12 protein-coding genes and 1 pseudogene are annotated in these 12,315 nt (G+C 52.5%); 8 read left to right on the forward strand and 5 right to left on the reverse strand.

Going from position 1 to position 12,315, the window contains the following annotated elements:
• Positions 1-141: 141 nt before the first annotated feature.
• The gene (locus HX884_RS22715) at positions 142-645 is read right to left on the reverse strand and encodes a hypothetical protein (RefSeq protein ID WP_072015910.1); all 504 of its coding nucleotides are present in this window, start codon (positions 643-645) and stop codon (positions 142-144) included.
• A gap of 124 nt (positions 646-769) precedes the next feature.
• Here HX884_RS22715 and HX884_RS27680 point away from each other — a divergent pair.
• From HX884_RS27680 to ttcA, 8 genes and pseudogenes are all read left to right on the forward strand, one after another.
• Positions 770-880 (forward strand): annotated as a pseudogene (locus HX884_RS27680) (hypothetical protein); the annotation flags it as partial.
• Positions 873-1,037, forward strand: coding sequence for a YdaE family protein (locus tag HX884_RS22720; RefSeq protein WP_178328826.1), 165 nt, complete (start codon positions 873-875; stop codon positions 1,035-1,037). The pseudogene HX884_RS27680 and the gene HX884_RS22720, both read left to right, overlap by 8 nt.
• Positions 1,038-1,177: 140 nt before the next feature.
• Positions 1,178-4,315 carry a RecE family exodeoxyribonuclease gene (locus tag HX884_RS22725; protein ID WP_178328827.1) on the forward strand — a complete coding sequence of 1,046 codons (3,138 nt, stop codon included), beginning with the start codon at positions 1,178-1,180 and terminating at the stop codon, positions 4,313-4,315.
• A gap of 9 nt (positions 4,316-4,324) precedes the next feature.
• Positions 4,325-5,410 carry a RecT family recombinase gene (locus HX884_RS22730; protein WP_178328828.1) on the forward strand — a complete coding sequence of 362 codons (1,086 nt, stop codon included), beginning with the start codon at positions 4,325-4,327 and terminating at the stop codon, positions 5,408-5,410.
• Between the two features lie 38 nt (positions 5,411-5,448).
• Positions 5,449-5,691: a DUF4060 family protein gene (locus HX884_RS22735; RefSeq protein WP_020882485.1), complete on the forward strand. Its 243-nt coding sequence runs from the start codon at positions 5,449-5,451 to the stop codon at positions 5,689-5,691.
• Between the two features lie 64 nt (positions 5,692-5,755).
• Positions 5,756-5,968, forward strand: a complete 213-nt coding sequence (xisR, locus tag HX884_RS22740; RefSeq protein WP_073397255.1) for an excisionase family protein — start codon at positions 5,756-5,758, stop codon at positions 5,966-5,968.
• 1 nt (position 5,969) lies between these two features.
• Entirely contained in the window at positions 5,970-7,208 is a 1,239-nt protein-coding gene (locus tag HX884_RS22745; protein ID WP_178328829.1) for a site-specific integrase, read from the forward strand.
• A 48-nt stretch (positions 7,209-7,256) separates the two neighbouring features.
• Positions 7,257-8,192 (forward strand): tRNA 2-thiocytidine(32) synthetase TtcA, encoded by a 936-nt coding sequence (gene ttcA, locus HX884_RS22750; protein ID WP_063425240.1) that lies wholly within the window; start codon positions 7,257-7,259, stop codon positions 8,190-8,192.
• A gap of 46 nt (positions 8,193-8,238) precedes the next feature.
• On the opposite strand, the gene dbpA is transcribed toward ttcA, so the two are convergent.
• The 4 genes from dbpA to HX884_RS22765 all read right to left on the reverse strand — a co-directional run bounded on the left by dbpA (position 8,239) and on the right by HX884_RS22765 (position 12,195).
• Entirely contained in the window at positions 8,239-9,612 is a 1,374-nt protein-coding gene (gene dbpA / locus HX884_RS22755) for an ATP-dependent RNA helicase DbpA (RefSeq protein ID WP_178328830.1), read from the reverse strand.
• 27 nt (positions 9,613-9,639) lie between these two features.
• On the reverse strand, positions 9,640-9,804 hold the full coding sequence (locus tag HX884_RS27520) for a hypothetical protein (RefSeq protein ID WP_283841960.1): 165 nt from the start codon (positions 9,802-9,804) through the stop codon (positions 9,640-9,642).
• 292 nt (positions 9,805-10,096) lie between these two features.
• Positions 10,097-11,080 carry a zinc transporter ZntB gene (gene zntB, locus HX884_RS22760; protein ID WP_178328831.1) on the reverse strand — a complete coding sequence of 328 codons (984 nt, stop codon included), beginning with the start codon at positions 11,078-11,080 and terminating at the stop codon, positions 10,097-10,099.
• A gap of 119 nt (positions 11,081-11,199) precedes the next feature.
• Complete coding sequence (locus HX884_RS22765) at positions 11,200-12,195, reverse strand: methyl-accepting chemotaxis protein (protein ID WP_178328832.1); 996 nt, start codon at positions 12,193-12,195, stop codon at positions 11,200-11,202.
• Positions 12,196-12,315: the final 120 nt, after the last annotated feature.

Genomic DNA, 12,315 nt, shown 5'->3' on the forward strand with positions numbered 1-12,315 from the left:
GCGTGATCTGATCCTTCAACTCAGCAAAAGTTCGATTTATTCAACAAAGTCGCGCATCAGGTGTAAACGTTCCGCTGGCCGGCGATAAGGCATAAAAAAGCGCCCCATAGGACGCTTAGCTCTTTAAAAATCTGAATATCCTCAAGACCAGGGAGCATAAATCTCAGGGTTGTAGTTTGAAACGTTCATGCTATAGACGGAATCACAATTATGGCAACGAGATTGAAAATACCATTTTTTTGTATGGCTATTAAAAGAGGCTTCACCAGTTGGTTGCAGTATCGATATCTGACGCTTGGCATGACATTGTGGGCAAAGATGCACTTCTACCTGCTCCTCACCCACAAGTTCTTTTTTGGAATATACAAAAGAACCGAAATCAAGTTGATTAAGAACGTAACCTTCTGTCTGGGAACTAAAGTCTTCGTACTCTGCAATTTTTGCTTTGAGAAGTATTGCCTCTTCCTCACGCTGACGAATCAAATCGCAAAGAGAGAAGCACTCCGCCTGAAGTGTAATTAATCTGCTCTGAAGTTCGATAGTTGCAGCTTTGACCTCCGCGTCAGTTTTTGCGTCATTAATGACTTTGGCTAGCCCAGCAGTCTCCTTTATAGCGGCCATGGCCGCTGATAGTTCAGCAATCACTTCGAGTACTCTTCTTCTTGTTGGGGATATCCAGATTAAACGAATCCTTGTTGTTGGGGAATAGCAGGATCCACCGAGCCTGATGTGGTCAAAAGACAGGCATTACAAGGAGATCAAAGTGACTGATTACGCACGTAAACCATCACGGCAACAGGCAGTAAAGCTGAACTTCTTCGAGGTGATTCTTCGCCGCCTGTGCTATCTGCTGGCGCAAAAGGGGAATCCAGATGTGTAGCTCAACGAAATGCGGGTACTGCGGCAAGCCGGTTAAACCGGGGGAAGTAGTCAAAAGTACCCTTCTCTATCGCAACGGCGCACAGCTGGCGCGCAAAGAAAAAGAATATTGCTCTGAACGTTGTGCTTCGTACGACCAGATGGCTCACGAAAGCTAACGTAAAAGCCGCGCAAGGCGGCCCGTACGTCCGGTGCTCCCTACCAAAGTTACACCGGAAAACTACTTAAAAAACCAAAGTTCACCCAATGGGCGCTATCTCTGGCCCGGGGATCTTACATCCAAAAAAGAGGATCTCACATGGAATTTTTCTATGTAGTTAAGGCTACGCAGAAATCTGGCAAAGAAGACGCAGTGATTTGGTTCACTGCGAAATCAGAAGCTCGTGCCAACCTCCAGCTCGATGTTGAGCTGGAAGATGCTGGTATTGAAACCGGACGCGGTAAGGATTACGCCAAACCTGTTCGCACCGATTTCCCTGTTTACAACGATCTGCCAGAAGAAAGCACTGTGGATTACACCTGGTGCAAACGCTACGCCCTCCAGGACGATGGACGCACCTGGCTGCCAAAGGCTGGTGCTGAGTCGACTGGACCCGTGGACAACTCTGCCGCACCGGAAACTACCGTTAAAGTCGAAACTACCGTCGAGAGTGTCCCGGTTGAAAACCGCACTCCAGCAGTTCGTTATGCCGTCCACCTGACCAGCGACAAATACCAGACGCATATCAGTAAAGAGCAGCAGTTGGCTGCCAGCGAAATGTCACTGGATGAAGGCAACACTTATCTCCAGAACCTGCTACAGGCGAAGAACGATATCCCTGACGTTGACGAACTCAGCCTGAACGCTGAGTGGAAACTGGTTCAGGCGATTAAGCAGGTATTTGCGCCAGATGAAGAGCACGAAGTAAAGCTACTTGCTGCTTTCATGGCCGACTGGTTGAGAGTAGATGCAGGTGACCGCAATGAGTTAGTTAGAGAGTGGAGAAGCGGAAAGCTTGCTCTTCTCAAATCAGAAAGCACCAGCGACGCCGATGTTACAACCGATCAGGTTCCAGAACCCGAAAACGGTATTCAGATTGACGAGAATGATGACGAAACGACTCGTTATCCAGTCGTTCGTATGCCGTTCCGCAAGCAGCTACTCGCCCAGTTCACCAGCGATGAACTGCGCCACCACTTAACCCGCGAAGAATACGAAAGTATCAGCGCGCTGGAAATGGATACTGACAACGGCTACGTCCAGAACCTGCTGCTGGCGGCAGAAAACTGCGAAGAGGTTAAGGGTTACGATACCAAAGACCTGTGGCGCTACACCGACGCCATTCGCAAGGTGTTCAGCCAGGAGAAGCGTCACGAACTCGCTCTGGTACTTCGTTTTACCCGCATCTGGGCGGCGACTGATTATATTGACCGCGGAATTCTCGTTCGCGAGTGGGCAGCCGGTAATCGCATCAGTAATGTTCAGCGCACCGATTCTGGTACTAATGCCGACGGTGGGTATGTAACGGATCGCGGCGAAGGCGCGCACCACACTCTGGACACTCTCGATCTTGAGATCGCCTGTGCCCTGCTGCCTATGGATTTCCATCACTTTGAAATCCCCTCAAGCGTTTTACGTCGCGCCAAAGAAATCGTGGCGAAGAAAGAAGAACCATGGAAATCATGGAGCGCCATCCTGCGTAATCAGCCCGGCGTACTGGCGGTGAACCGTGCGGCAATCTTCAATCTGATCCGCATCGCGCCGGAAAACATCCACCACACGCCAGCGGCTCATCTTGAGTTTGTGAATAAAACCATGACGGCTGAGTTTAACTCTGCGGTGGAGTTACTGCCGCTGTCTACTCCGTCTGTTGAGACCGAAGCTCCAGCAGAACAACCCCAGGTTGAAAATTTCGGCGGCGGCGTGTTCTCCATCGATGGCCTGATGGATGGAAATACCGCCCCGGTCATCGATATCCCCTCAAATGAAGTCGAAAAAACGGAAAACACAGCGGAGACCACCAGCGATGTGCAGATGGAAACGGCTAAGCCAGAGAAAGACGAAGATGTTGGTTCGGTACCACCGGGCGAAGGCACTGATGCAGCTAATTCGCAGACAGATTCCATAGCGCCGGAAGAGCAGCAGTCAGAGCCCGTAATCGAATACCCGGCTTACTTCGAGCCTGGCCGCTACGAAGGCCTACCGAATGACGTTTATCACGCAGCAAACGGTATTAGCTCAACCCAGGTGAAAGATGCCCGTGTCAGCCTGATGTACTTCAACGCACGCCATGTGGCTAAAACCATCCCGCGCACAGCATCCAAAGTACTGGACATGGGGAACCTGGTGCACGCCCTTGCACTGCAGCCGGAAAACCTCGAAGCAGAGTTCAGCGTAGAACCTGAGATCCCGGAGGGTGCTTTCACCACCACCGCAACTCTGCGTGAGTTCATCGACGCGTACAACGCCAGCCTGCCGGCACTCCTGAGCGCTGACGAGATTAAAGCGTTGCTTGAAGAACATAACGCATCCCTTCCCGCTCCAGTGCCGCTTGGCACCAGCCTGGAAGAAACGGCTCAAAGCTATATGGCTCTCCCTGCTGAGTATCAGCGTATTGAAGAAGGCCAGAAGCAGACAGCAACGGCAATGAAGGCATGCATTAAAGAGTACAACGCAACCCTGCCCGTGCCGGTTAAAACCAGCGGCAGCCGTGATGCGCTACTCGAGCAATTAGCGATCATCAATCCAGACCTGGTGGCGCAAGAAGCGCAGAAACCGACACCGCTGAAGGTGTCCGGTACCAAAGCAGACATGATCCAGGCAGTTATATCAGTTAAGCCCGATGCCGTGTTCGCAGACGAACTGCTGGATGCCTGGCGCGACAACCCTGGCGAAAAGATTTTGGTTACCCGCCAGCAGTTGGCCACAGCGCGGGCAATTCAGTCCGCTCTACTGGCGCACCCGACCGCGGGCATGCTGCTGACACATCCAAGCCGCGCCGTTGAAGTGAGTTACTTCGGCTTTGACGACGAAACAGGTTTAGAAGTGCGTGTACGTCCGGACCTAGAGATTGAACTGGATGGCGTGCGCATCGGTGCCGACCTGAAAACTATCAGCATGTGGAATGTGAAGCAAGAAAGCCTTCGCGCCAGGCTGCACAGGGAAATCATAGACCGTGACTATCACCTCAGCGCGGCAATGTATTGCGAGACCGCGGCGCTGGACCAGTTCTTCTGGATTTTCGTCAACAAAGACGAGAACTACCACTGGATCGCCATCATTGAGGCATCCACCGAACTGCTGGAACTGGGCATGCTTGAGTACCGCAAAACAATGCGCGCCATCGCCACAGGTTTCGACACGGGCGACTGGCCAGCGCCGATCACTACCGATTACACCGATGAACTGAACGACTTTGACCTGCGCCGCCTCGAAGCGCTGCGCGCTCAGGCTTAAGGGGGATTTATGCACAACACAAACGTTACCGTTGCTGACCAGAACACCGTTATTAACTCCAACGTGGCTTTGTTCGATTCCCAGTATCTGAACGCCATCAGCACGTTCGCGCAGATTATGGCGCAGGGCACCGCCACCGTTCCTAAACACCTGCAGGGCAATCAGGCCGACTGCATGGCTGTTGCGATGCAAGCGGCACAGTGGCAGATGAATCCCTTTGCCGTGGCGCAGAAGACGCACCTAATTAACGGTGTGCTCGGGTATGAAGCGCAGCTGGTTAATGCCGTAATTTCACGCAGCGGCGTGCTGGCCAGCCGCTTTGAATATGAATGGTACGGACCATGGGAAAAGGTTGTTGGGAAATTCCATATCCGTAAAGGCGACAAAGGCGAGTACCGGGTCCCGGGCTGGACCCTGGCTGACGAAGCCGGGATCGGCATCATTATCCGCGCAACCCTGAAAGGCGAAGATCAGCCGAGGGAACTTGATTTGCTGCTGGCTCAGGCCCGAACCAGAAACTCTACCCTTTGGGCTGACGACCCTCGCCAGCAACTGGCGTACCTGGCCGTCAAACGCTGGGCGAGGCTGTTCTGCCCGGATGTGATTCTGGGCGTCTACACCCCTGATGAGCTCGATGATCGACGAGAAGAACGAGAGGTAAACCCGGCACCGGCGCAGCACGTTAGCCTTGCAGACATTTCAGGTGACAACGTCACTACCACTCAAACGGCTCAGGAATCAGCTCAAAACATCGATGCACTTGCTGATGATTTCCGTGATCGCATCGAGGCGGCTCAGGATGTGGATAGCGCTAAAGCTCTGCGCGCAGATATTGAAACCGTGAAATCAACGCTGGGTTCTGCCCTGTTCACTGAGCTGAAAAACAAGGCCGTGAAACGTTATTACCTGGTTGATGCACGGAACAAAGTCGAAGCAGCCATCAATTCCTTGCCACCTTCAGATGAGCCCGATGCAGCTGAGCGGTTCGCAGAAGTAGAGCGCGTTCTTGCATCGTCGAAACGCCATCTGGGCGACGAACTGCATGGTCAGTTCAGCTTTACCCTGGCGGATATGAAACCGGAATACGTGGACTAACGAGACCGGGAGGGGAAACCCTCCCTCAAGGAGAAGAAATGCGACTGATTAATCGAGGCAGTAAGCAATCCCCTTTGGCTCGCCAGGCATGTGAAATCGCACTCGCAGCCCACCAGCAAAGATACGGCGACTATGGGCGCAGCAAGATGAAAGAGACCTATACGGTGAGAGTGGAAGGCGTGAAGGTCTGGGTTGAAGTGGTCAACTGCAAGGCAAGCTACGTGGCCACCGCAATGACCGGCATGCGCCGGCTGCGTTCCCTGCCCGGCCAGGCAAACTGAAACTGAAATATCAACGACTGAAGACCGGCATATCTATACTCATGCCGGTTACCTGAGGTGAACCATGTCGCAGGTAATTTTTAACGAAGAATGGATTGTTGGCGCAAGGCTCACAGAAAAAACAGGCCTGACCGAACGACAGATTGAGAAGTATCGCCAGGGCTGTTGGGTGGAAGGTGTCCATTTTAAACGGGTATCTCCTTCCGGAGAAAAAACCTTGCGTGGCACAACCTGGTATAACTATCCGAGAATTAATCAATTAATAAGGGATGCGTAAGATGGCAGCTTTGCCTACAGGTGTCGAAATCAGAAACAATAAGATTTGTATCTGGTTTATGTACCGGGGAAAGCGTTGCCGCGAAATTCTAAAAGGTTGGATTAACACCCCGGCGAACATCAAAAAAGCCGGGAATCTTCGGGCTGTGATCGTTAGCGAGATCAACCTTGGAGAGTTTGATTACCACCAGCGCTTTCCTTCATCTTCCAGAGCAAAAAAAACCGTAACCACTGTTTCAGTTCAAACCTTTTCAGAGCTGTGTGAACTGTGGACGAACATTAAAGAAACAGAAATTAGCGCGAATACGATGCGTAAGACGCGCTCACAACTCGGTACGTTAATGCACATTATTAACGGAGAAACGCCTGTTTCAACTATACGGCACAGCGACATACTGAAATACAGAAAGGAGCTGTTGAACGGTGACACACTTTACCTGGCAAATCCCAGAAGCAACAAACAGGGACGCACTGTGCGTACAGTGAACAACTACATATCGCTACTGTGCTCCCTTCTTCGATTTGCACACAAATCTGGATTTATCAATGGCAAGCCCTTTGAAGGGATCAAGAAACTACACAAAGGGAAAGTAAAACCGGATCCTTTAACGAAGCAGGAGTTTAGTTTGCTTGCGGAATCCGAGCGTGGCCAAAGCCTCAACATGTGGACGTTCGCAGTTTATACTGGTGTCCGTCATGGAGAGCTAGCAGCGCTTGCCTGGGAAGATATCGACTGGGAAAAAGGTACGGCTCATATACAGCGCAATCTTAATGCATTAGGAATGTTCGTCCCGCCTAAAACCGATGCAGGTGATCGAGTTATCACGTTATTAGAGCCAGCACTAGAGGCCTTGAAGGCACAGCGTACACTGACTTCGGTACAGCCAAAAACCGAGATTGTTTTTCATCATCGTGAGTATGGTGCGATGGAATATCAAAACCTGCGTTTTGTTTTCATACCCCGGATGCGCAAAGGAGAACAGAAAGCCTACTACTCTTTATCGAGCATCGGTGCGAGATTCAACGCAGCTGTAAAACGTGCTGGTATTCGCCGCCGGAATCCGTACCATACGCGGCATACTTTTGCCTGCTGGCTTTTATCTGCCGGCGCTAATCCGTCTTTCATAGCCAGCCAGATGGGGCATGAAAACGCGCAAATGGTTTATGAAGTCTACGGTGCGTGGATTGAAGAAATGAATGGCGAACAGGTGCTGATGCTTAACGATAAGCTCGCACGCTGAAAAATTTTGCCCCTATTATGCCCCTACTGGCTCCGAAGGTAGTAATAAATGCAAGAAAATCAATCAAATACAAAGAAAGAACAATACAACCTGAACAAGCTGCAGAAGCGGCTGCGCCGTAATGTGGGCGAAGCCATTGCAGACTTCAATATGATTGAAGAAGGCGACCGCATCATGGTTTGCCTGTCAGGGGGTAAAGACAGCTACACCATGCTGGAGATCCTGCGTAATCTTCAGCAGAGCGCGCCGGTGAAATTCTCCCTGGTGGCCGTAAACCTTGACCAGAAACAGCCGGGTTTCCCTGAGCATATCCTGCCGGAATATCTCGATAAGCTGGGCGTTGAGTACAAAATCGTCGAAGAAAACACCTACGGTATCGTAAAAGAGAAGATCCCGGAGGGCAAAACCACCTGCTCTCTCTGCTCTCGTCTGCGTCGTGGCATTCTGTACCGGACCGCGACGGAGCTGGGCGCAACCAAAATTGCGCTGGGTCATCACCGCGACGATATCCTGCAAACGCTGTTCCTGAACATGTTCTACGGCGGAAAGATGAAAGGCATGCCGCCTAAGCTGATGAGCGATGACGGCAAACACATTGTCATCCGCCCTCTCGCCTATTGCCGCGAGAAGGACATTGAACGCTTCTCCCAGGCGAAAGCTTTCCCGATTATCCCATGCAACCTGTGTGGCTCTCAGCCGAACCTGCAGCGCCAGGTCATTGGTGACATGCTGCGTGACTGGGATAAACGTTATCCAGGGCGCATCGAAACCATGTTCAGCGCAATGCAGAACGTGGTGCCTTCTCACCTTGCGGATGTTGAGCTGTTTGACTTCAAAGGCATCAACCATGATTCTGAAGTGGTGAATGGCGGCGATCTGGCGTTTGATCGGGAAGAGATCCCCATGCAGCCTGCAGGCTGGCAGCCGGAAGAGGATGATAATCAGTTTGACGAGCTGCGCCTGAACGTACTTGAAGTGAAATAATCCTGTCGCGTCTCAGAGTCCGTCTGAGACGCGTTTTTTCTGCCGCTTATTTCAGCAATCTGACCCGGCAGGTTTTGCCTTTAATTTTCCCGCTTTGCAGCTGCTTCCATGCCTTATGCGCAACCGCCTGGCGGATTGCCACATATACGTGTGCCGGATGAACGGTAATCTTGCCGATATCGGCGCCATTCAGTCCCATGTCACCTGTCAGCGCGCCTAATACGTCGCCTGGACGCATCTTGGCTTTTTTGCCGCCATCAATGCACAGCGTCGCCATTTCGGCTTCGAGTGGCACAACGCGACCGTTCCCCGGAGTGTTCACCCAGTTAAGCTTTATCTGCAGCATTTCAGACAAGATATTGGCACGCTGCGCCTCTTCCGGCGCGCAGAAGCTAATGGCCAGCCCGCTGTTTCCGGCACGTGCGGTACGCCCAATGCGGTGAACGTGTACTTCTGGATCCCAGGCCAGCTCGTAGTTAACAACCAGCTCCAGCGATTTAATGTCCAGCCCGCGTGCGGCGACATCGGTTGCAACCAGCACACGGGCGCTGCCGTTCGCGAAGCGAACCAGCGTCTGGTCACGATCGCGCTGTTCCAGATCGCCATGCAATGACAGCGCGCTTTGCCCGGCGGCATTCAGGGCATCACACACTGCCTGGCAATCTTTTTTGGTATTACAAAACACCACGCAGGAGGCGGGCTGGTGCTGGCTCAGCAATTTCTGCAGAAGCGGGATTTTGCCCTGCTGCGAGGTTTCAAAGAACTGCTGCTCGATGGCAGGCAGCGCATCCACGCTGTCGATTTCAATCGTCAGCGGATTTTTTTGTACACGACCGCTGATTGCAGCGATGGCGTCAGGCCAGGTCGCAGAGAATAACAATGTCTGACGATCTTCCGGCGCGAAGCGGATCACTTCGTCGATCGCGTCGCTGAAGCCCATGTCCAGCATACGGTCCGCTTCATCCATCACCAGCGTTTGCAGGGCATCCAGTGAAACGGTGCCTTTTTGCAGATGATCCAGCAGACGGCCAGGTGTCGCGACAATAATATGAGGCGCATGCTGGAGCGAATCACGCTGCGCCCCGAACGGCTGTCCGCCGCAGAGGGTTAAGATCTTGGTGTTGGGCAGGAAGCGCGCCAGACGACGCAACTCACCCGCGACCTGGTCAGCCAGTTCGCGGGTCGGGCACAGAACCAGAGACTGGGTCTGGAACAGGGTGGCATCAATATGCTGTAACAGTCCAAGACCGAACGCTGCCGTTTTCCCACTGCCGGTTTTTGCCTGTACGCGAACATCGCGCCCCTCAAGAATGGCGGGTAATGCGGCCGCCTGAACAGGCGTCATCGTGAGGTATCCCAACTCGTTGAGGTTATCGAGTTGGGCGGCAGGCAGAACATTCAGGGTAGAAAAAGCGGTCACAATAGTCTCTCGTGGTCATCTTTGCGGTCAGATGGCGCGTATCCTCGCAGATCTCGGGGTTCGATGCGACAATTTAATCGGTTCTTCATCGGGCGGCGGGTCGGGCATAGGTTGCGGACGCGGAATGGGATCGGGCATAGGCGTTGGGTCGGTCGGGACCGGATCGGACTGCCGTGAATGCAGCCGTTGCAGCGCGAGTAGATGGTTCATCTTTCCCTCCAGTTTTTTGGATTGACCCTTTTAGGGTAGACCCTGAGAAACGGGAGGCAAAAAAAAGCCGACTATTAAAGTCGGCGTCGTACGAATCAATTGTGCTATGCAGTAATTCAAAAAAGGAAGTAAGACAATATGGAGCGCAACGCCCATCGCTTGACGTTGCATTCACCTGCGGGAGTAATAATGCACCTTACACGGTTTCTGTTTATTGACTTTGCTCAATTAAAAGAGCGTTTTGATCCGCGTAAAAGGTGGAAAAAGCGTAAATTTACAACCATTTACTACGATGCAACCACCATGCAACACCGCCAATCAAAGCAGCTAACATGACGCAAAACGCGGTAAAGCCGTAGCGATAAGCACCGCCGGGAATGCCGCCCAGGTTTACACCAAACAGACCGGTCAGAAAGGTACTGGGTAAAAAGACCATTGCCATCAGCGACATCGTGTAGGTTCTTCTGGCCAGCGACTCCTGCATCACCTGTGCTATCTCATCGGCCATTACTGCGGTTCTGGCAATACAGGAATCAATTTCATCCAGCCCGCGCCCCAGCCTGTCAGCAATGTCCTGCATTCTGCGGCGCTGGTCATCATTCATCCAGCTGAGACGCTCGCTGGCCAGACGGGCATATACATCACGTTGTGGCGTCATGTAGCGACGCATCACAATCAGTTGCTTGCGCAGTAACGCCAGGAAACCGCGTGGCGGTATCTGCTGATCGAGCAGGTTATCTTCCAGATCGATAATTTTATCGTGCAACTCTTCGATAAACTCGCTCGCGTGATCGGTAAGCGCATCGCAGACATCCACCAGCCAGCTGCCGCAGTCGGTCGGCCCGGAGCCCTCTTTCAGATCGTTTACCACGTCATCCAGCGCCAGCACTTTACGCTGGCGAGTGGAAACGATAAGCCCATCATCCATATAGACGCGCATCGCCACCAGCTGATCGGGACGTTCATCCGTGCTGCCGTTAATACAGCGAAGCGTGATCAACGTACCGTCACCCATCCGGCTCACGCGTGGCCGCAGGCTTTCCCCTGCCAGCGCATCACGCACGTTGTTTGGCAGTAAAGGGGTGGATGCCAGCCATTCAGCGCTGTCCGGATGGGTATAGTTCAGGTGTAACCAGCAGGGATGCGCGTGATCGATCACGTCGTTGTCTTCCAGCGGCCGGGCACCGCCTTTACCGTCAAACACCCACGCAAACACTGCGTCAGGAACGTTCAGTTCAGACCCTTTTATGCTCTCCACAACGCCTCCGCTTTTAGCTTTTCGTTGTCAGTCTAGCTTTCGGCAGAGGTTACGCAACCACTATGTTCCGCATGGCGCTGAAATCGCTCGGGAATTGTACGGATAACGGCGGTGTCCCTTCAGGCGGAATGTCCTTGTCGCTGCGGGAACGCCAGCGGAACAACCGGTGTAGATAACGAACTATCAGCCGCGTATCCCCCGTCAAGCCGGAAATTGCGTGTCCGTGACTGCAGTTCGATAACCTGATTGCGCAGCACGTCAGAGGATCCGTTAAGTTCCTCCGCCATCGCCACATTGCTTTGCGTAACCCTTTCCAGCTCTGATAATGCCAGCGTGATCTGTGAAATTCCCTTCTCCTGCTCGGATGTGGAACTGGAAATTTCATCCATCAGACGGCTGACATTGCCGGATCCGGCCACAATCTCACGCATGTTTTTTTCCGCTTCTGACACTACCGTCACGCCCTGTGTAACGTTATTGCTGGTGACTTCAATCAGCGTTTTGATGTTCTTCGCCGCTTCCGCGCTGCGGTGTGCCAGATTTCGCACCTCCTCAGCGACCACAGAGAAGCCTTTTCCGTGGTCTCCCGCCCTTGCCGCCTCAACGGCCGCGTTAAGCGCAAGGATATTGGTCTGGAAGGCAATGCCGTCGATCATCGAGATGATTTCCGTCATTTGCTGTGCGCATTCGGTGATCGATTGCATATTGTGAGCAACCTGCCCCATCAGCTCGCCCCCCTTACGTGCCTGAAGCGTTGCCTGATTGGCCTGTTCACTGGCGAGCCGGGTGTTATCAGCATTGTTTTTGGTGCTCGCAGCCATCTGCTCCATGCTGGCTGCGGTTTGCACCAGCGAAGCCGATTGCTGCTCCGTTTTCACTGATAACTGCGCGCTGCGTGAGGAGAGTTGATCCGATAAGGTCATGGCGGTTTGTGACGACGCCCTGATTTCCCGGACCAGCGTTGCAATATTGCCCGAAAGGCTGTTAATCCCGGGAATTAAACGCCCTGCGCAGTTGTTGCCAAACTCGGGGATTGTCACGCCAAGATTCCCTGCCGTGACTTCTTCAATACTTTTTTTCACAGTATTGATCGGTGTCACAAGATATTGGGTCATGTAAATCCAGAGTAAAAAAAGAGCAATCACATTTATTACATTGAGCGTTATTAAGAGTGACGATGCGGGACTTTGTTGAATAAATCGAACTTTTGCTGAGTTGAAGGATCAGATCACGCA

The organism is Enterobacter sp. SECR19-1250, assembly GCF_013391025.1.
Lineage (GTDB): Bacteria > Pseudomonadota > Gammaproteobacteria > Enterobacterales > Enterobacteriaceae > Enterobacter > Enterobacter cloacae.

Bases quoted from the DNA above. Each gene is read 5' to 3' on its own strand.
- HX884_RS22720 (WP_178328826.1), top strand. From the start codon at position 873: ATGTGTAGCTCAACGAAATGCGGGTACTGCGGCAAGCCGGTTAAACCG.
- HX884_RS22725 (WP_178328827.1), top strand. From the start codon at position 1,178: ATGGAATTTTTCTATGTAGTTAAGGCTACGCAGAAATCTGGCAAAGAA.
- HX884_RS22730 (WP_178328828.1), top strand. From the start codon at position 4,325: ATGCACAACACAAACGTTACCGTTGCTGACCAGAACACCGTTATTAAC.
- HX884_RS22735 (WP_020882485.1), top strand. From the start codon at position 5,449: ATGCGACTGATTAATCGAGGCAGTAAGCAATCCCCTTTGGCTCGCCAG.
- xisR (WP_073397255.1), top strand. From the start codon at position 5,756: ATGTCGCAGGTAATTTTTAACGAAGAATGGATTGTTGGCGCAAGGCTC.
- HX884_RS22745 (WP_178328829.1), top strand. From the start codon at position 5,970: ATGGCAGCTTTGCCTACAGGTGTCGAAATCAGAAACAATAAGATTTGT.
- ttcA (WP_063425240.1), top strand. From the start codon at position 7,257: ATGCAAGAAAATCAATCAAATACAAAGAAAGAACAATACAACCTGAAC.
- HX884_RS22765 (WP_178328832.1), bottom strand. From the start codon at position 12,195: ATGACCCAATATCTTGTGACACCGATCAATACTGTGAAAAAAAGTATT.